The 17,709-nt window shown below is 71.4% G+C and carries 17 protein-coding genes and 1 pseudogene; 6 read left to right on the top strand and 12 right to left on the bottom strand.

Annotated features, from left to right (window positions below; translation table 11 throughout):
• Positions 1–10: 10 nt before the first annotated feature.
• Positions 11–787, top strand: a complete 777-nt coding sequence (locus tag AC0KTM_RS21565; RefSeq protein ID WP_238956900.1) for an S-methyl-5'-thioadenosine phosphorylase — start codon at positions 11–13, stop codon at positions 785–787.
• The gene (locus tag AC0KTM_RS21560) at positions 784–1,812 is read left to right on the top strand and encodes an NAD-dependent epimerase/dehydratase family protein (RefSeq protein WP_238956899.1); all 1,029 of its coding nucleotides are present in this window, start codon (positions 784–786) and stop codon (positions 1,810–1,812) included. Before AC0KTM_RS21565 ends, AC0KTM_RS21560 begins: the two co-directional genes overlap by 4 nt.
• A 4-nt stretch (positions 1,813–1,816) precedes the next feature.
• Here AC0KTM_RS21560 and AC0KTM_RS21555 read toward each other — a convergent pair whose 3' ends face one another.
• Positions 1,817–3,502: a DUF7937 domain-containing protein gene (locus tag AC0KTM_RS21555; protein ID WP_238956898.1), complete on the bottom strand. Its 1,686-nt coding sequence runs from the start codon at positions 3,500–3,502 to the stop codon at positions 1,817–1,819.
• A 308-nt stretch (positions 3,503–3,810) separates the two neighbouring features.
• On the opposite strand from AC0KTM_RS21555, the gene AC0KTM_RS21550 reads away from it, so the two are divergent.
• The 3 genes from AC0KTM_RS21550 to AC0KTM_RS21540 are packed head-to-tail and all read left to right on the top strand — an operon-like array spanning position 3,811 to position 6,881.
• Positions 3,811–5,553, top strand: coding sequence for a DUF7159 family protein (locus AC0KTM_RS21550; RefSeq protein WP_238956897.1), 1,743 nt, complete (start codon positions 3,811–3,813; stop codon positions 5,551–5,553).
• Between the two features lie 3 nt (positions 5,554–5,556).
• Positions 5,557–6,219, top strand: coding sequence for a glycosyltransferase family 2 protein (locus tag AC0KTM_RS21545; RefSeq protein ID WP_225329444.1), 663 nt, complete (start codon positions 5,557–5,559; stop codon positions 6,217–6,219).
• Entirely contained in the window at positions 6,216–6,881 is a 666-nt protein-coding gene (locus AC0KTM_RS21540) for a TIGR04282 family arsenosugar biosynthesis glycosyltransferase (RefSeq protein WP_238956896.1), read from the top strand. Before AC0KTM_RS21545 ends, AC0KTM_RS21540 begins: the two co-directional genes overlap by 4 nt.
• 6 nt (positions 6,882–6,887) lie before the next feature.
• Here the strand turns inward: AC0KTM_RS21540 and AC0KTM_RS21535 are convergent, their stop codons facing one another.
• The 10 genes and pseudogenes from AC0KTM_RS21535 to AC0KTM_RS21490 form a co-directional block, all read right to left on the bottom strand.
• On the bottom strand, positions 6,888–8,252 hold the full coding sequence (locus AC0KTM_RS21535; RefSeq protein ID WP_425326336.1) for a hypothetical protein: 1,365 nt from the start codon (positions 8,250–8,252) through the stop codon (positions 6,888–6,890).
• An 11-nt stretch (positions 8,253–8,263) separates the two neighbouring features.
• Positions 8,264–9,349 carry an o-succinylbenzoate--CoA ligase gene (menE, locus tag AC0KTM_RS21530; RefSeq protein WP_238956895.1) on the bottom strand — a complete coding sequence of 362 codons (1,086 nt, stop codon included), beginning with the start codon at positions 9,347–9,349 and terminating at the stop codon, positions 8,264–8,266.
• A 68-nt stretch (positions 9,350–9,417) separates the two neighbouring features.
• On the bottom strand, positions 9,418–9,720 hold the full coding sequence (locus AC0KTM_RS21525) for a DUF3349 domain-containing protein (protein ID WP_225329441.1): 303 nt from the start codon (positions 9,718–9,720) through the stop codon (positions 9,418–9,420).
• Positions 9,721–9,788: 68 nt separating this feature from the next.
• On the bottom strand, positions 9,789–10,100 hold the full coding sequence (locus tag AC0KTM_RS21520; RefSeq protein WP_225329440.1) for a hypothetical protein: 312 nt from the start codon (positions 10,098–10,100) through the stop codon (positions 9,789–9,791).
• A 13-nt stretch (positions 10,101–10,113) separates the two neighbouring features.
• Positions 10,114–11,338 (bottom strand): annotated as a pseudogene (locus tag AC0KTM_RS21515) (inorganic phosphate transporter).
• Between the two features lie 97 nt (positions 11,339–11,435).
• Positions 11,436–11,843 carry a VOC family protein gene (locus AC0KTM_RS21510; RefSeq protein ID WP_238956894.1) on the bottom strand — a complete coding sequence of 136 codons (408 nt, stop codon included), beginning with the start codon at positions 11,841–11,843 and terminating at the stop codon, positions 11,436–11,438.
• A gap of 41 nt (positions 11,844–11,884) precedes the next feature.
• On the bottom strand, positions 11,885–12,781 hold the full coding sequence (locus tag AC0KTM_RS21505) for an SDR family oxidoreductase (protein ID WP_225329437.1): 897 nt from the start codon (positions 12,779–12,781) through the stop codon (positions 11,885–11,887).
• Positions 12,782–12,810: 29 nt separating this feature from the next.
• Positions 12,811–13,713: a 1,4-dihydroxy-2-naphthoyl-CoA synthase gene (locus AC0KTM_RS21500; protein ID WP_225329436.1), complete on the bottom strand. Its 903-nt coding sequence runs from the start codon at positions 13,711–13,713 to the stop codon at positions 12,811–12,813.
• Positions 13,714–13,726: 13 nt separating this feature from the next.
• Positions 13,727–14,182 carry a nitroreductase family deazaflavin-dependent oxidoreductase gene (locus tag AC0KTM_RS21495; RefSeq protein WP_472416626.1) on the bottom strand — a complete coding sequence of 152 codons (456 nt, stop codon included), beginning with the start codon at positions 14,180–14,182 and terminating at the stop codon, positions 13,727–13,729.
• A gap of 11 nt (positions 14,183–14,193) precedes the next feature.
• Positions 14,194–15,114, bottom strand: a complete 921-nt coding sequence (locus AC0KTM_RS21490) for an aldo/keto reductase (RefSeq protein ID WP_238956892.1) — start codon at positions 15,112–15,114, stop codon at positions 14,194–14,196.
• An 84-nt stretch (positions 15,115–15,198) separates the two neighbouring features.
• On the opposite strand from AC0KTM_RS21490, the gene AC0KTM_RS21485 reads away from it, so the two are divergent.
• Complete coding sequence (locus tag AC0KTM_RS21485; RefSeq protein ID WP_225329433.1) at positions 15,199–15,738, top strand: TetR/AcrR family transcriptional regulator; 540 nt, start codon at positions 15,199–15,201, stop codon at positions 15,736–15,738.
• A gap of 80 nt (positions 15,739–15,818) precedes the next feature.
• Here AC0KTM_RS21485 and fadD8 read toward each other — a convergent pair whose 3' ends face one another.
• Positions 15,819–17,438: a fatty-acid--CoA ligase FadD8 gene (gene fadD8 / locus AC0KTM_RS21480; RefSeq protein WP_374109685.1), complete on the bottom strand. Its 1,620-nt coding sequence runs from the start codon at positions 17,436–17,438 to the stop codon at positions 15,819–15,821.
• Positions 17,439–17,709: the final 271 nt, after the last annotated feature.

The following is a 17,709-nucleotide window of genomic DNA, read 5'->3' as shown; positions in this document are numbered from 1 at the left end:
CAATGGTCGGATGCTCGGAGTCATCGGCGGCAGCGGCTTTTACACCTTCTTCGGATCCGACGCCGAGGACGTCACGGTCGACACCCCCTACGGAGCGCCCAGCGCCCCGGTCACCGTCGGCGCCGTCGAGGGACACGACGTCGCGTTCCTGCCCCGTCACGGCGCCAAGCACGAATTCTCCGCGCACACCGTGCCGTACCGGGCCAACATGTGGGCCCTGCGCAAACTCGGCGTGCGGCGGGTGCTCGCGCCGTGCGCGGTCGGCAGCCTCAAACCCGAACTCGGCCCGGGCTCCATCGTGGTGCCCGATCAGCTGGTCGATCGCACCCGGGGCCGCGCCGACACCTATTTCGACTCCGGCGGCATCCACGTCGACTTCGCCGATCCGTACTGCCCGACGCTGCGCGGCGCGGTCACCGAGGTCCCCGACGTGGTCGACGGCGGCACCATGGTGGTGATCCAGGGCCCGCGCTTTTCCACCCGCGCCGAAAGCCGGTGGTTCGCCTCGGCCGGGTTCGCGCTGGTGAACATGACCGGATACCCGGAGGCGGTGCTCGCCCGGGAGCTCGAAATCTGTTACGCGGCAATCGCTTTGGTCACAGACCTGGACGCCGGCGTGAGCGCCGGGGAGGGCGTGCGGACCGTCGACGTGTTCGCCGAATTCGAACGCAACATCGGACCCTTCAAGGCGCTGGTGCGCGCGGCCATCGGCCGGGTCGCCGCCGACCGCACCTGCACGCACTGCCTGCCGCACACCGGCGTGACGCTGCCCATCGAGCTGCCGTGAGGGTGCTGTTGACCGGCGCGGCCGGGTTCATCGGCTCGCGGGTGGGCGCCGCGCTGCGCGCCGCCGGCCACGACGTCGTCGCCGTCGATATTCTGCTGCCCGCCGCGCACGGCCCAAATCCGGTGCTGCCGAAGGGATGTCACCGGGTCGACGTGCGCGACGCCGACGCGCTGGCCCCGCTGCTGGACGGCGTGGACGTGGTGTGTCATCAGGCGGCGATGGTGGGCGCGGGGGTGGACGCCGCCGATGCGCCCGCCTACGGCGGCCACAACGATCTGGCCACCACGGTGCTGCTGGCGCAGATGTTCGCCGCCGGGGTGCGGCGCCTGGTGCTGGCGTCGTCGATGGTGGTGTACGGGCAGGGGAGTTATCACTGCCAGCGGCACGGACGCGTGGAGCCGCTGCCGCGGCGGCGCGCGGACCTCGACGCCGGGACCTTCGAGCACCGGTGCCCGGTCGGCGGGGGGGAGCTGGCCTGGCGCCTCGTCGGCGAAGACGCCTGCCTGCGGCCGCGCAGCCTGTACGCGGCCAGCAAGACCGCGCAGGAGCATTACGCGCTGGCCTGGTCGGAGGCCACCGGCGGCTCGGTGGTGGCGCTGCGCTACCACAACGTCTACGGCCCCGGCATGCCCCGCGACACCCCGTATTCGGGGGTGGCGGCGATCTTCCGGTCATCGCTGGAAAAGGGCGATCCGCCAAGGGTTTTCGAGGACGGCGGTCAGATGCGCGACTTCGTGCACGTCGATGACGTGGCCGCCGCCAACGTCGCGGCGCTGCAACATGACGAGGGTTTTCTCGCGGCCAATGTCTGCTCGGGGCAACCCATTTCGATCTTGGAGGTGGCCGCCGCGCTGTGCGAGGCGCGGGGCGGTTCGCTGTCCCCGGTGATCACCGGCCAGTACCGCAGCGGCGACGTGCGCCACATCGTCGCCGACCCGTCCCGGGCCGCCGAGGTGCTGGGGTTTCGCGCGGCCGTCCTACCGCGCGACGGGTTACGCGAATTCGCGTTCGCGCCGCTGCGCTGAACCGCTACGCCTGCGGCGGGCGGTAGATCTGCGGCTTCGGAACCGGTATCTGCCGCGTGCCGGAGTCGTCGCCGCGAAAGATCCTGGGCGAGCCGGCCAGCGGCGGTATCTCCGCGGTGGGCGGGTCGCTCTCGGGGCCCCCGGTGGGGATGCGGGTAGTGGCCGCGGCCGACGGCGCGGCGGCCTGGCCCACCCGCACCCGGGTCGTCGGTGCCGCCGCATTGGCGTCGGCCGCGCGCCTGCGGGCGGCGCGGCGAGCCAGCCGTCGCCCGCGCAGTTGCCCGGCCACGACGGCGGCCGCCAGGATGCCCAGCGCCAGGCCGCACAGCGTCACGTCGAAGGTGCTGGTGATCTGCTGGGCGAGATCGTTGCCGTAGACCGGGTGCCGCGCAGGCGAATTGGGCGATTCCGCGAACCGCGGCGCCAGCGCGACGCCGACGATCACGCGGGCGACGCTGAGGGCGACGACCAGCCCGCACAGCGACGTGACCAGTCGCGCGGAGAGGTTGGCCAGGCTGCGGCGCAGCCAGATCGCCAGGGCCGCGGTCACCAGATCGAAGACGGCCAGCACGACGCTGTCGTACCGGGAGAACGGATAGTTCAGGACGATGCCGACAACGAGGTCGGTGAGCCGCATCGCGATCGACCCCACGGCCCAAACGGCGATGAGCAGCAAGCCGTTTCGGGTCGCCGCGCGCCACGCGGATTCCTCCGTCGGCGACGGGTTTCGCTGACCGAACAGGGCCCGCGGCGCGAAGATGGCCGCGCCGGCGGCCCACGCCAGGTAGCCCTCGAACCCGACGCCGGCGGTCGAGGTGTTCTGCGCGATGCCGTGGAACGCGTCGAGGTCGCGACCGGCGGGCAGGATCCACACCAGAATCCCCGCGATTAACGTCGACGCGCCGAGCGCGACGGTGGTCAGCCGGCTCGCGCGGGTGCGCTGCAGCAGCCACCTCGAGGCGACCAGGACCGCGACCAGCGCCACCACCCCGTACACCACCGCGGTGGCGATCACCGCGACGTTCTGCTTGCCGAATTCGGCCGCGCCGCTGGTGCTTTGCAGCGCGTAGCGCACCCGCCAGTACAGGTTGAAACCGAAGCTGAGCACCGCCGCGAGCATCGACACCGCGCCGATGATCCGGGCGGACCGGTGCCAACCGGTGTACTCGTCACCCGCCGGGACCGCCGGCACCGCTTGGGCACTCAACAACGCGCCGGCGACGCCGACCCACGCCCCCGGCCCCACGCCACCTGGCACGGTGACCGTGCCCCCGAACCGCACGGTCTCGTACGCGTCGAACACGACGAATCCGAGCACCAGCAGCAGATAGGGGACGTTGAGCGCCAGCCGAAGCCGCGCCCCGGGCCGCGCGCCGGACGACCTCCACGACCCGGCCACCGCGAGGGCGGCGACGGCCAGCACCGTGACGGCGAGCAGCAGCGCGAACAGGGCCGGATTGCTGTCGGGAATCCCGACGCCGAAGTACAGATTCCAGGGCAGGAACACGGCGACGACCAGCAGCACCGCCGCGGTCGCGTCGCTGACGATGGCCCGGCGCCGTCCCGTCCCCCCGGCGGCGGGCGCCGTGGCGCCCGTGGCGTGCGGGCGGATGATGCGGGGCGCGGGCGCCTGCTGGGCCCGGGCCCCGATGGGGCCGGTTGGCGTGTCGTCGCTGCTCTGGCTCACCATGCCCCCCGGGATTCAAGGACAACCAATTTCGGCGCAGTTGCCGGTGTCCGGCGGGGGAATACCCTGCCGAGCCGCCTGCACTGCTCGCTTGCGAACATATTCTCCGTTCGGCTGCCGTGGCGGTGGCGGGGACCGGCCGCGGCGCGGAGGCGATTCCGCGGCGACCGTCCTGTCATTCGAAAAGCTGGTTACGCTGCGCTAGTAGGCGAACCTTGTCGCCGAATGACTGACACTGCCGACGGTATCGCAAGTGTAATGATGCCGGGACATTGCTGGCCGCGGGGTGGCCAGGGTGAAGGAGAAGCGGGATGGACGTGGTTTTGGGGGTCGCGGTCACCGGTCCCGTCGCCCGCTTGGCGCTCCTAGGGCCGGGCGCCCAGGGCACCGACGTGATCGACCAATCCGTCATCGATCTCGCGGACAATCCGCTCGACACGCTCACCGAGACCGTGGTCGGCACCAATCGCTTGTTGGCCGACGAGAACCACCGGCTGGTCGGCACCCGGCTGTGCTGGTCCGACGATCCCCGGGCCGACCAGTTGCGGCGGGCGCTGGAGGATTCCGGCGTGCACAACGTCGCGGTGCTCTCCGAGTCGCAGGCGGTGGCCGCCCTGATGCGCGCGGCCGGGCGGCCCGGCGCCGCGCTGGTGATGGACGACGCGACTGCCACCCTGTCGGTGGTCGGCCCGGACACCGGCGATCCCGACGCGCCGCCGACCGTGTTGGCCAGCCAGCCGCTGACCGGCGCCGCGGGCCCAGACGCCACCGCCGCGTTCCAGACGATGATGGCGAACCTCGGCACGCATCCCGATGCGCCGGGCGAGGTGTATCTGATGGGCGCCTCGCCCGACCTCAACCGCGTCGCCGACGAATTGCGCGACGCGTCCACCATGCGGGTGCAGGTCGCCGAGGACCCCACGTTCGCGCTCGCGCGCGGCGCCGCGATCGCCGCGGCGGCGGCGTCCGCGGGGGACGCGACGGCCATGGCGCCGGCGGTCGGCCTGACCGGTGACGCCACCGCGATGGCGCCCGCGGTCGGGGATGCCACCGCGATGGCCCCCGCGGCGGGCCTCACCGGGGATGAGACGACGGTCGTGCCCGCGCCGGACGCCGAGGAGCCGCAGCTTGCGTATTCGATGGCCGACGAGGGCGGGGTCTATCCGGGCGAGATGGACGAGTACGACCCCGAATTCGACGACTACGACTTCGGCGAGGACTTCGGCGAGGACGCCGATGTCGATGAGGCCGCGCCGACCAAGCTGTCGCGGCGATCGCTGGTGATCGGCAACGCCGTGATCGCCTTCGCGGTCATCGGATTGGCGTCGCTGGCCACCGCGATCGCCGTCGCCGTTGAACCGACCGCCAGCCGGCAGCCGGTGGTGGGTGTGCAGAACGGCACTCCGGGCAAGTTCATGCCGATCCTGCCGAGCCAGCAGCAGGCGCCGCTGCCCCCGCCGCCGGCCGAGGCGCCCAACGCCGGGTTCCAGGGCGGCACCGTCCCGGCTCCCGAGCACGTGGCGCCCCCGTCCGGAGGGGGCCCGCAGGTCGCTCCGGTTCCCGAGGCGCCGAGCAACCCCGGTGTCGTGCCCAACCCCGATCCGGGTTGGGCGCCGCGCCCGAATCCCATTGTGCCGGTTCCCATTCCGATTCCCATTCCGATCCCGGGGTGGCAACCGCCCTACAACCCGCCGTATAACCCGACGACGCCCTACACGCCGCCGACCACCACGCCGTCCCAGCCTCCGACGACCACGTATTCGCCTCCGACGACGACGTATTCGCCTCCGACGACGACGTACGAACCGCCCACCACCACCTACTCGCCCCCGACCACCACGTACTCGCCCCCGACGACGACGTATTCGCCCCCGACGACGACGTATTCGCCCCCGACGACGACGTATTCGCCTCCGACGACCACGTACGCGCCGCCGAGCACCAAGGCAACCACCCAACCGCCGGTGCAGACGCACACCCAGCAGACCGCACCGCCGACGCACTCGCAGCAGCCGCTGTTCCCGCAGGAACCCCGCCCCCGCCGCGGGTTCTGACGCGTGCCTGACACCGGCGACCTGGTCACGGTGGTCCTGCCCTGCCTCAACGAGGAGGAGTCGCTGCCGGCCGTGCTGGCCGCCATCCCGGCCGGATACCGGGCGCTGGTGGTCGACAACAACAGCACGGACGACACCGCCGGGGTCGCCGCGCGCCACGGCGCCCGGGTCGTCACCGAACCGCGGGCCGGGTACGGCTCGGCCGTGCACGCGGGCGTCGTGGCCGCGACGACCCCGATCGTGGCGGTCATCGACGCCGACGGCTCGATGGACGGCGGCGACCTGCCACGGCTGGTCGCCGCGCTCGAGCAGGGCGCCGACCTGGTGACCGGCCGGCGCCGGCCGGTGCCCGGGCTGCACTGGCCGTGGGTGGCCCGCGTGGGCACCGTCGTCATGAGCTGGCGGCTGCGCACCCGCCATGGCCTGCCGGTGCACGACGTCGCGCCCATGCGGGTCGCCCGGCGCGAGGCGCTGTTGGGGCTGGGCGTCGCCGACCGCCGATCGGGTTATCCGCTGGAACTCTTGGTGCGCGCCGCGGCCGCCGGCTGGCGCGTCGTCGAACTCGACGTCAGCTACGGCCCGCGCACGGGCGGCAAGTCGAAGGTCAGCGGATCGCTGCGCGGCAGCATCACCGCGATCCTCGACTTCTGGAAGGTGATCTCGTGACCGCCCTGCCGGTGACCCTGCTGGTGGTCGCCAAAGCGCCCGAGCCGGGCCGGGCCAAGACGCGGCTCGCGGCGAGCGTCGGGGACCGGGTGGCCGCCGAGATCGCCGCCGCCGCATTGCTCGACACGCTGGACGCGGTGGCCGCCGCGCCGGTGGCGGCGCGGGTTGTCGCGCTCACCGGCGACCTGGACCGCGCCGCGAGCGCCGCCGACATCCGGCGACGACTGGCGTCCTTCACCGTGATCGCCCAGCGCGGCGACGATTTCGCCGCAAGGCTCGCCAACGCGCACGCCGACGCGTCGTCGGACGGCCTGCCGGTGCTGCAGATCGGGATGGACACTCCCCAGGTCACCGCCGAGTTGTTGACCGGCTGCGCGCGCCGGCTGCTCGAGGTCCCGGCCGTGCTCGGGCCGGCCCGCGACGGCGGTTGGTGGGTGCTGGGCGTGGGCGCCCCGGCGATGGCCCAATGCCTGCGCACCGTTCCGATGTCGACGCCCGACACCGGGGAGCTGACGCTGAAGGCATTGCGCAACAACGGTATTGACGCCGCGACGGTGCAGATGCTGGCGGACGTCGACATCGTCGACGATGTCGCGGCGGTGCGCGAGGCCTGCGGGCCCGACAGCCGCTTCGCGCGGGTCACCCGCGCGGCCGGGCTGTAACCGCCCCTACCAGTTCGTCAAGATGATCGTGTTGAGCGCCACGGCGCCGACGGCGTTGAGCGCCAGCCAGATCCGGTGCGACCGGACCGGCAGCAGCGCGGCGGCCGCGGTGAGCCAGATGGTGAACGGCAGCCAGATGCGTTCCACCTCGGCCTTGCTGAGCATGCTCAGGTCCGCGCACACTATCGCGGCCAGCACGCCCAACAGCACCAGGTGAAACCCGGAGCGGCGACGGATGGCGTCCCCGTCGAACACCCGCCCGAGGCCGGCGACACCGCCCAAGCCGATCGCGCAGACCACGCACGCCAGGTTGGCCCAGCTCCAATACTGAAAAGGCCGGTCCTTGGCGATGCCCTGCCAATAGCGTTGCTGCACAAGGTGATAGCCGTCGAACCAGTAGAACCCCGCGACGGCGAAGGCCACCGCCACCCCGATCGCGGCCAGGGCCGCCGGGCCGAGCGCCCGCAGGATCGCCCTCCAGTCCGCCGCGGAGGCCAACACCGCCGCCGCCGGCAGGCCCATCAGCATCAGGCCGTAGTTGCAGAACACGCCCCAGCCCAGCAGCAGCCCGGCGGCCGCGGCGGTCAGGGCGGGGAACCGGACCGGGCGGTGCACCGCCACGGCCAGGAGCGCGATACCCCACGCGGCCACCCCGGCGAAGTATCCGTCGGCGGAGACGGCCACCCAGATCGCCGTCGGTGCCAGCGCCACGAACGGGGCGGCCCGCCGCGCGGTCGCCTCGTCCGCCAGCGCGCGCACCGCGATCACCACCGCGGCGGCGGCGCTGGAGCCGACCAGCAGGCACAGCAGCCCGGCCCAGGCGCCGCCGTGCAAACCCATGCGGTCCAGCCAGACGAACGTCAGCAACGCGCCGGGCGGATGCCCCGACACGTGGGTGGTCCACGAATGCGGTTGGTAGTCCACGATCCGGCTGGCGAACGTGCGCAGTGTGGCTGGAATGTCGGTGATGCCCGGCACCTGCGACAGGTATTCGTCGCGGGTGGTCAGCCGGCCGGCGAAGCCGCGCTGCCAGCCGTCGATCATCGCCAGCGCGAACGCCCACCCGCCGGCGAGCGCCCAGCTGCCCAGCGTCAACGCGCGCCACGAAAGCCGTTGCGCCAGAATCGGTCCCCACGCGACGGCGGCGACGGCCAGGGCGATGGCCGGGCCGGTTCCCCAGCCGGCGTGGATCAGCCATTCGCCGAAGATCGGCGCGGCGCCGGCGTGGGTGGCGAACTGTTCCCGCCCGACGTCGAGGCGCGGCCGCACCCCCGGGTTCATCCGCGGCAGCAGGAACGCCGCCGCCACCAGCGCCGCCCCGGCCACGGCCGCGACGGCGTCCCGCACTGCCTCCCGTCGAGCGAGCCTCACGGACGCACAGCCTATTGATCGCTCGCGCCGGCGAAGCGGCGCACCAACGCCGCGCGGTCGACCTTGCCGATGCCGCGGCGCGGCAGCGCGTCGACCAAGTGCACCTCGCGCGGCGCGGCGGTGGCGTCCAGGGTGCGTGTCACGTGGGCGCGCAGCGCGTCCAGGGTCGGCGGCACGCAGCCGTCCTTCAGCACGATCGCGGCGACCACCCGTTGCCCCAGGCGTTCGTCGGGCAGCCCGAACACCGCGCACTCGCTCACGGCGGGGTGGCGGCACAGCGCCGCCTCGACGGGTTGCGGCAGCACGGTCAGCCCGCCGGTGCTGATCGCGTCGTCGGCGCGGCCCAGGACGGTCAGCACGCCCGCGCCGTCGAGGGCGCCGAGGTCGCCGGTCGCGAACCAGCCGGGCTCGGCGAACGGGTCCGGGTCGACGGGATTGCGGTAGCCCTTGGCCACCGTCGCGCCGCCGATGACGATGCGCCCGTCGGCCACCTTCAGCCGCACCCCGGCGAGCGGGACGCCGTCGTACACGCACCCGCCGGCGGTCTCGCTCATGCCGTAGGTGCGCACCACGGTGATGCCGGCCGCGGCCGCGGCGTCCAGGACCGGTCGCGGGGCGGGCCCGCCGCCGAGCAGCACGGCGTCCAGTTCGGCGAGGGCCGCCGCGGACGCCGGGTCGGTGAGCGCCTTGGCCAACTGCGCGGCGACCAGCGAGGTGTATCGCCGGCCGGGGCCCAAAGCGCCGATGGCCCTGGGCAATTCGGCGACATCAAATCCTGCGGAGACGTCCACCTCGACCGGCGTCGTTCCGGCGAGCAGGCTGCGGACCAGCACCTGCACCCCGGCGATGTGGTGTGGCGGCAAGGCGAGCAGCCAGCTGCCCGGCCCGCCGAGACGGTCGTGGGTGGCCGCGGCGCTGGCCCGCAGCGCGGCGGCGGTCAGCAGGGCGCCCTTCGGGGTGCCGGTGGTTCCCGACGTGGCCGCCACCAAGGCGACGTCGTCGTCGATCGCCTCCCCGACCCGCAGCCCCGCCCGCAGCGCTTCCGACTCGCGGTCGTCACCGACGGCCACCAGCGCGGGGTCGCGTCCCTCCAGCACGCCTTCCAAGGCGGGTACCAGCGTCCCGACCGCCGAGCCCGGCGGGACGTGCAGCGCGCGCAGTACGGCTATGCGGGGTCCCCGGCCTGGTCGGCGTCGTCGAACGGCCAGCCCTGGGCCGCCAACCGCACCCGCACCCGCTCGACGTCCTCGGGCGAGGGCAGCTCGTCGGTGATCTGGGTGATCAGCACGCCGATGTCGACGTCGTCGAACTCGCCGCGCCGAACCAGCTCGCAAGCCACGGCCTTGGCTTCGCCGTTGGACAACCGGCGGGCCAGCAGCGCGAGCACCGGGAACGTGTCGGTGGGTGGCACGCCGTCGGGGTAACCCGCGCGGAGCCACGAAACGATGGAATTGAGAAATCCATTCACGCGGATACAGCTCTCCCCGGCGTCCGGTTCGCCAACTCGGTGGGCAACTCGGTGGGCATTGAACGATGCTACTTGGGTTTCGCTCCGAGTAGCGGATAGCCAGTGTGATGGGCGATGAAGTCCCGGGCAATGTAGAGCAAGGCCAGCACGATCACCGCGATGACCAGCGCGTAGATGGTCCACGCCAGTGCGGTCAGCATCGGGTTGCGCCTCGGGGCCGAGCCGTTGCTGGCGCCGTCCAGATTGATGTCGCCGGCACCCGCGGACTGCAGCCGGATCCCGAGGGCGAACAACCCCGGCAGGGCGGCGCCGGCCAGCATGGCGAAGAGCAGAATCTTCAGGCTGGCCTGGTAGTTGAACCAGTCGCCGATGTGGCTCATGAGGCGTTCGCTTTCAGCGACGGGTCGTCGGAGTCGTACCGGGTGGACATGTCGCCGAACGGGGGCCCGGTGTGGGTGGGCGGGCGCCGGTCGTCGGCCGTGTCCAGCCCGCTGGTCAGATCGCCCTTCCATTCGGCGTTGACGTTGTGGTGGTCGACCTTGACCTTGCGCGACCGGATGTAGATGGTGGCCGAGACCGCGACCAGCAGCGCGAAACCGACGATCGCGCCGGGGTAGCCGCCGATCAGGTGCACGATCTCGTAGGTGAAGGCGCCGACCAGCCCGGCCAGCGGGAGGGTGACCAGCCAGGCGACCCCCATGCGGCCGGCGACGCCCCAGCGGACCTCGCCGCCGGGCTTGCCCAGCCCGCTGCCCAGCACCGAGCCGGTGCACACCTGAGTGGTCGACAGCGCGTAGCCGAAGTGGGCCGACAGCAGGATCACCGCGGCCGAGGAGGACTCGGCGGCCATGCCCTGCGGCGACTGGATCTCGACCAGGCCCTTGCCCAGGGTGCGGATGATGCGCCACCCGCCGAGGTAGGTGCCGGTCGCCATCGCCAGCGCGCAGCTGACGATGACCCACAGCGGCGGCATGGTGGCGGTCTTGCTGACCGAGCCGTAGGAGATCAGCGCCAGGAAGATGATGCCCATCGTCTTCTGGGCGTCGTTGGTGCCGTGCGCCAGCGAGACGAGCGACGCCGACCCGATCTGGCCGCGCCGGAAGCCCGCTTCGGTGCGCGCCTTCGGGACGCCGCGGGTGATCCGGTAGACCAGCCAGGTGGCGACCGCGCCGATCGCGATCGCCAAAATCGCCGACACGACGGCCGGGATGATGGCCTTGGAGATCACGCCCTTCCAGATCACCCCGTGCGCGCCGACGGCGGCGATCGTGGCGCCGACGATGCCGCCAATCAAGGCGTGCGACGAACTCGAGGGGATACCGAGGAGCCAGGTCAGCAGGTTCCAGACGACGCCGCCGACCAGGCCGGCGAACACGAGTTCCAGCGTCACGATGTTGGCGTCGATGAGGCCCTTGGCGATCGTCGCGGCCACCGCGGTGGACATGAACGCGCCCACCAGATTCAGTACCGCCGAGAGCAGAACCGCCGTTTTGGGCTTGAGCGCTCCACTGGCGATGGAGGTCGCCATCGCGTTGCCCGTGTCGTGGAAGCCGTTGGTGAAATCGAAAGCCAGTGCCGTGATTACGACGATGATCAAGAGGAACAATTGGATGTTCACAGGGCCTGATTCTGGTGGTAGGGGCAATCCATTGTCGAATGCGGCATGACCTGAAACGCGGGTTGACCTTGAGTCGTCGCCAGATGTTACCTCTCAGTTAACCGACGTTTCCCTGCCGTTCACCTCGGGTGTCGCGGCGCAGCGGGTGGTCCGCGGGGATCTGAAGGAAAATGAGCGTGATCCCGTCGGGGTCGAGCACGTGCATCTCGTGCAGGCCCCAGGGTTCCTGGCGTGCCTCGCGGGCGATCGACACGCCGCGACCGCGCAGCTCGGCCTGGGTCGCCTCGAGGTCGCGGACCTGCAGCCACAGCGCGCCGGGGAACGGGCCGCGGGAGTGGTCCGGGGAGCCGTATCCGGCCAGCTCCAGCAGCGACTGCCCCGCGAAAAATACTGTGCCGCCGCCGTATTCACGGGCTATCGCCAGGCCGATCTGGTCGCGGTAGAAGGCCAGCGACTGCTGATAGTCCGCCGGCCGGAGCAGCATCCGGCTGGCCAGGATCTCCATAGCCTCGTGTCTATCACACAGCCTGATCGAGCCCGGTCGGCTCAGCTGTCGCCCGTGCGATTGGGCTGGATTCGCTGGCGTTGCAGCATGGCGTTGACCCAGCGGGGGCCGAAGGTGTCCAGCGCCTTGGCCGCGATCGCCATCCGCGGTGCGATGCGCACCGGCCGGGTGCGGGCGGCGGTGATCATCCACTCGCCGGCCTCCTCCGGCGTCAGCGCCGGCATGCCCTCGTAGGCCTTCGTCGGCGCGATCATCGGGGTGGCCACCAGCGGGTAGTACAGCGTCGTGGAGTGCACACCCCGCTCGCCCCACTCGGTTTCGACGACCCGGCTCACCGTCGACAGCGCCGCCTTCGACGCGTTGTACACCGAGAACAGCGGTGAGGCCTCCGAGAGCACCCCCCACGTCGAGACGTTGATGATGTGGCCGTCGCCGCGCTCGATCATCCCCGGCGCCAGGCCGCGAATCAGCCGCAACGGCGCGTAGTAGTTGAGCACCATGGTGCGTTCGACGTCGTGCCAGCGTTCCAGCGACTCGGCCAGCGGCCGGCGGATGGAGCGGCCGGCGTTGTTGATCAGGATGTCGACGCCGCCGAGCCGCTTCTCGACGTCGGCGACGAGCGCGTCGACGGCGTCCATGTCCGAGACGTCGCACGCGATCGCCGTGGCCTCACCGCCGGCCGCGGTGATCCGCGCGGCCAGCGCGTCCAGCAGCTCCTGGCGCCGGGCGACGACCACCACCGTGGCGCCCTCGCGGGCGAACTGCTCGGCCGCGGCCTCGCCGATCCCCGACGACGCCCCGGTGAGCACGATGCGCTTGCCCGCCAGGTCGATCGGCTTGATCAGCGGCCGGTTGACCAGCACCTGCGGGGCCATGGGCGGTCGCATGGTGGCCAGCACCAGCTGGTCGGCGAACCGGCGTAGCGGACTCTTACTCACGGGACGCGAGTCTAGGCGGGCGGGCGGCCTCAGAAGTACCGGGGAAACCGGCTCCAGTCGGGGTCCCGCTTTTCTAAGAAGGCGTCGCGGCCCTCGACGGCCTCGTCGGTCATGTACGCCAGCCGGGTGGCCTCGCCCGCGAACAGCTGCTGGCCCACCAGGCCGTCGTCGAGCAGGTTGAACGCGAACTTCAGCATGCGTTGCGCCTGAGGGGATTTGGCGTTGATCTCGCGCGCCCACTGGATCGCTTCCGACTCCAGCTCCGCATGGTCGACGACGGCGTTGACCGCGCCCATGTGATGCATCTGCTCGGCGGTGTAGACCCGGCCGAGAAAGAAGACCTCGCGGGCGAACTTCTGGCCCACCTGGCGGGCCAGATACGCGCTGCCGTAGCCGCCGTCGAAGCTGCCCACGTCGGCGTCGGTCTGCTTGAACCGGGCGTGCTCGCGGCTGGCCAGGGTGAGGTCGCAGACCACGTGCAGGCTGTGCCCGCCGCCAGCCGCCCACCCGTTGACCAGGCAGATGACCACCTTGGGCATGAACCGGATCAGCCGCTGCACCTCGAGGATGTGCAGCCGGCCTGCGCGGGCGGGGTCGACGGTGTCGGCGGTCTCGCCGCTGGCGTACTGGTAGCCGCTGCGCCCGCGGATGCGCTGATCCCCGCCGGAGCAGAACGCCCAGCCGCCGTCCTTGGGGGAGGGGCCGTTGCCGGTCAGCAACACCACGCCCACGTCGGGGGACATCCGGGCGTGGTCGAGCACCCGGTAGAGCTCGTCGACGGTGTGCGGCCGGAACGCGTTGCGCACCTCGGGCCGGTTGAACGCCACCCGCACCGTCGCGTCGTCGACGTGCCGGTGGTAGGTGATGTCGGTCAGGTCGTCGAAGCCGTTGACGGGACGCCACGCCTGCGCATCAAAGGGGTTGTCGCTCAAGGGTTTTGAACTCCTATGCCGGGTCCAGGCGGAACACGGCGCAGCGGCCGGCCAGCGCCTCGAACTCTTCGGGGCGCCCGTCGGTGACCAGGCCGGCCCGCTTCATGAAACCGACGCCGGTGGGCACCTCGGTGGGGAAGGCCCGCAGGACGGGCCGCGCGTCCTCGGGGGACAACTCGGCCATCCGCACCCGCTCGACGTGCCGGCCGCGGGCGATCGTCGCCTCGCCTGCCGCCCGCACGTTGGCCACCCAGTCGGCGCCGGGGAATCCGGCGACGACGTACCGCTCGCCGTCGAGGGTCATCGGGGTCACCGGGGTCGACCGCGCGGCGCCGGAGGTGCGGCCGGGCACGGTCAAGACGACCGGACTCTCACCGCCGAAACGCATTCCCAGCCGAGACATTCCGATGAAGACCTTGTTGGCCGGCTTCAGCCACCACGGCGGCCGGACACGGTTGGCGCTTCCCATAGGCAGCGACGTTACCTCTGGAAGGGCTCGACGCCATGAGGCTGGGGCTCCGTCGCGCCCACGGCGTCGAGCCGTGCCAGCGCGTCGGCGTCCAGGGACACGTCGGCCGCGCCGAGGTTCTCCTCGAGGTGGGTGATCGACCGGGTGCCGGGGATCAGCAACGTGTTCGGCGCGTGCGCCAGGATCCAGGCCAACCCGACCTGGGCGCCGGTGACGCCCAACTCCCCGGCGATGCCGGCCACCACCGGATCGTCGCCGACCTTCGGGAATCCCGGGAAGGCCGAACCGAGCGGGAAGTACGGCACCCACGCGATGCCCTCGGCCTTGCACAGCTCGAGCGTCGCTTCTTGCGAGCGGTCCAGCAGGCTGTAGGCGTTCTGCACGCAGACGATTCCGGCGGGCAGCGCGCGCTGCACCACCTCGAGCGGCACGGCGCTGATCCCGATCCCGCCGATCTTGCCCTCGTCGCGCAGGGCGATCATCTCGGCGAGTTGGTCATCGAGGTCGACGACCTGGTCGCCCTCGGCGGCCAGTCCCGGACCGAGATCGAGCCGGCGCAGGTTGACCACCGGAATCCGGTCCAGACCGAGTTGGCGCAGGTCGTCTTCCACGGCGGCGCGCAGCTCGGCCGGCTTCTGGGCGGCGGCCAGCGGAATGGGTTGGTCGCCGGTATAGCGGGCGCCGACCTTGCTGACGATGACGAGGTCGTCCGGGTAGGGCGCCAGCGCCGCGCGGATCCGGCGGTCCACCTCGCCGGGGCCGTAGAACGACGCGGTGTCGATGTGGTTGACGCCGAGTTCGATCGCGCGCCGCAGCACGGCGGCCGCGTCCTGCGGGGACGCCTCGAACAGTTGCATGGCGCCGTAGCCCATCCGGGCGACGTCCGCCGTGCCGAGAGTGCCGATGCCGCCGGGCCGGGGTTGGTCTGTCATGGTGCTCCCTTGATCGTGAGAGACTGGAGAATGCGGAGGGTCCTCCGCTTTCGTCAGAGTAGCAGAACCGGAGGAGCCTCCGCTTTGGTCGGAAGATCGGATGCGCGCCGCAATCGCGAACGGCTGCTGGAGGCGGCCACCGCGGCATTCACCGAGCACGGCGGCTCGGTGTCGCTCGAGTCCATCGCCCGCGACGCGGGGGTGGGGATCGGCACGCTCTACCGCCATTTCCCGAACCGCGAGGCGCTGGTCGAGGCGATCTACCGCGCCGAGCTCGCCGAGGTGGCCGCGGCCGCCGAGCGGCTGCTCGAGCGGCATCCGCCCAAGACCGCGTTGCGGCGCTGGATGGACCGTTACGCGGGCTTCGTGGCCGCCAAGCGCGGCATGGCCGAGTCCCTGCACGCGATCTTCGACTCCGGCGCCATGGAGCCGAGCCAGACTCGCGACAGCATCGTCGGCGCCGTCGCTTCGCTGTTGCGGGCCGGCGCCGACGACGGCAGCCTGCGCGCCGACGTGCGCGCCGACGATGTGGTGTCCAGCCTCATCGGCATCTTCGTGGCCAGCGGTTCACCGGAGCAGACCGGCCGCATGCTCGACCTGCTGGTGGCCGGGGTGACGGCCTAGCTTGCCGACTGCCCGCCGAGCGTGCGGCCAGCTTCACGTTCGGCCTCGAGTGTGCGGCCGGCCGCACGTTGGGCGAGCCTCTAGCCCACGGAGCGCTCGGCGCCCTCCCAGAACTGCGCGCGGACGGCCTTCTTGTCCGGCTTGCCCAGCCCGGTCAGCGGCAGCGAGTCGGCCAGCACCACGCGCTTAGGCGACTGCACCGAGCCCTTGCGGTCCTTGACCGCGGCCTGGATCTCGGCGGTCATCTTCTCGATCGCCGCGTCGTCGCGGGGCGCGTCGGCGCGCAGCACCACCACCGCGGTGACGGCCTCGCCCCACTTCTCGTCCGGCGCGCCGACCACGCACACCTGGGCGATCGCCGGGTGCTCGGCGACCACGTCCTCGACCTCGCGGGGGAACACGTTGAAGCCACCGGTGACGATCATGTCCTTTACCCGGTCGACGATGAAGTAGAAGCCGTCCTCGTCCTCGCGGGCCATGTCGCCGGTGTGCAACCAGCCGTCCTTGAACGTCTCGGCCGTCGCCTCCGGCAGGTTCCAGTAGCCGCCGGCCAAAAGCGGTCCGCTGACACAGATTTCGCCCGGCTCGCCCTGCGGAACCGGCTTGCCGTCCTCGCCGAGCAGCGCGACCCGCGCGAACAGCGTCGGGCGCCCGCAGGAGGTGAGCCGCTTCTCGTCGTGCTCGTTCTTGGCCAGGTAGGTGATCGCCATCGGCGCCTCGGACTGCCCGTAGTTCTGGGCGAAGATCTTGCCGAACCGCCGGATCGCCTCGGCCAGCCGCACCGGGTTGATCGCCGAGGCCCCGTAATAGACGGTCTGCAGCGACGACAGGTCGCGGGTGTGCGAATCCGGGTGATCCATCAACGCATACAGCATCGACGGCACCAGGAAGGTTGCCGTAATGCGCTTTTCTTCAATGGTTTTCAGCACATCGGCCGGGTCGAATTTGGGCAGCACGTGCATCTCGCCGCCCTTGATCAGGGTGGGCAGGAAATACGCCGCGCCGGCGTGCGACAGCGGCGTGATCATCAAGAACCGCGGCTCCTCCGGCCACTCCCACTCCGAGAGCTGGATCTGGGTCATCGACGAGATCGACTGCGCGGTGCCCATCACGCCCTTGGGCTTGCCGGTGGTGCCGCCGGTGTAGGTCAGGCCGATGACCTGATCCGGCGGCAGGTCCGCGGCTGCCAGCGGCTGCGGGTCGTACTTGGCCGCCTCGGCCGCCAGGTCGACCGCCACCCCGTTCAAAGCCTCGGGCACCGGGCCGATCGTCAGGATCTGCCTGAGCCCCGGCACCTTCTCCAGCAGGGCCAGCGCACGCTCGACGAACATCGGGTTGGGATCGATGATCAGCGAGCTGATGCCGGCATCGTTGAGCACGTACGCGTGGTCGTCCAGCGAGCCCAGCGGGTGCAGGGCGGTGCGCCGGTAGCCGCGGGTCTGGCCGGCGCCGATGATCAGCAGCACCTCGGGACGGTTGAGCGACAGCAGGCCGACCGCGACACCGGTGCCCGCGCCCAGCGCCTCGAACGCCTGGATGTACTGGCTGATCCGCTCGGCCATCTGACCACCGGTCAGCGTGGTGTCGCCGAGGAACAGCACCGGCTTGTTCTTGTGGCGCTTGAGGGCGCCCACGAGCAGGTGGCCGTTATGGGTCGGGTTGCGCAGCAGCTCGTCCGTCATGGCGCCGCTCCTCCTCATCGCTTCGCTCTGCCATCGTCGCGGACGCGACTCAATGAGCAAGACTAGAACGTGTTGCAATTTGGGTCTGCCGCGCCCTCGATCACCCCGCGGATCTAGGCCTGACCCGTGCCGACCCGCTTCGATCGGCTCCGCCGCTCTCGCGATCGCCACTAGGCCTGACCCGCGCCGACCCGCTTCGATCGGCTCCGCCGCTCTCGCGATCGCCACTAGGTCTAACTGTGTGCCGACCCGCTTCGATCGGCTCCGCCGCTCTCGCGATCGCCACTAG

The organism is Mycobacterium sp. NTMscope_Eco_3, from assembly GCF_976985685.1.
Note: the sequence above shows the minus strand (reverse complement) of the source record. Positions and strands in the feature narration are given on the sequence as shown.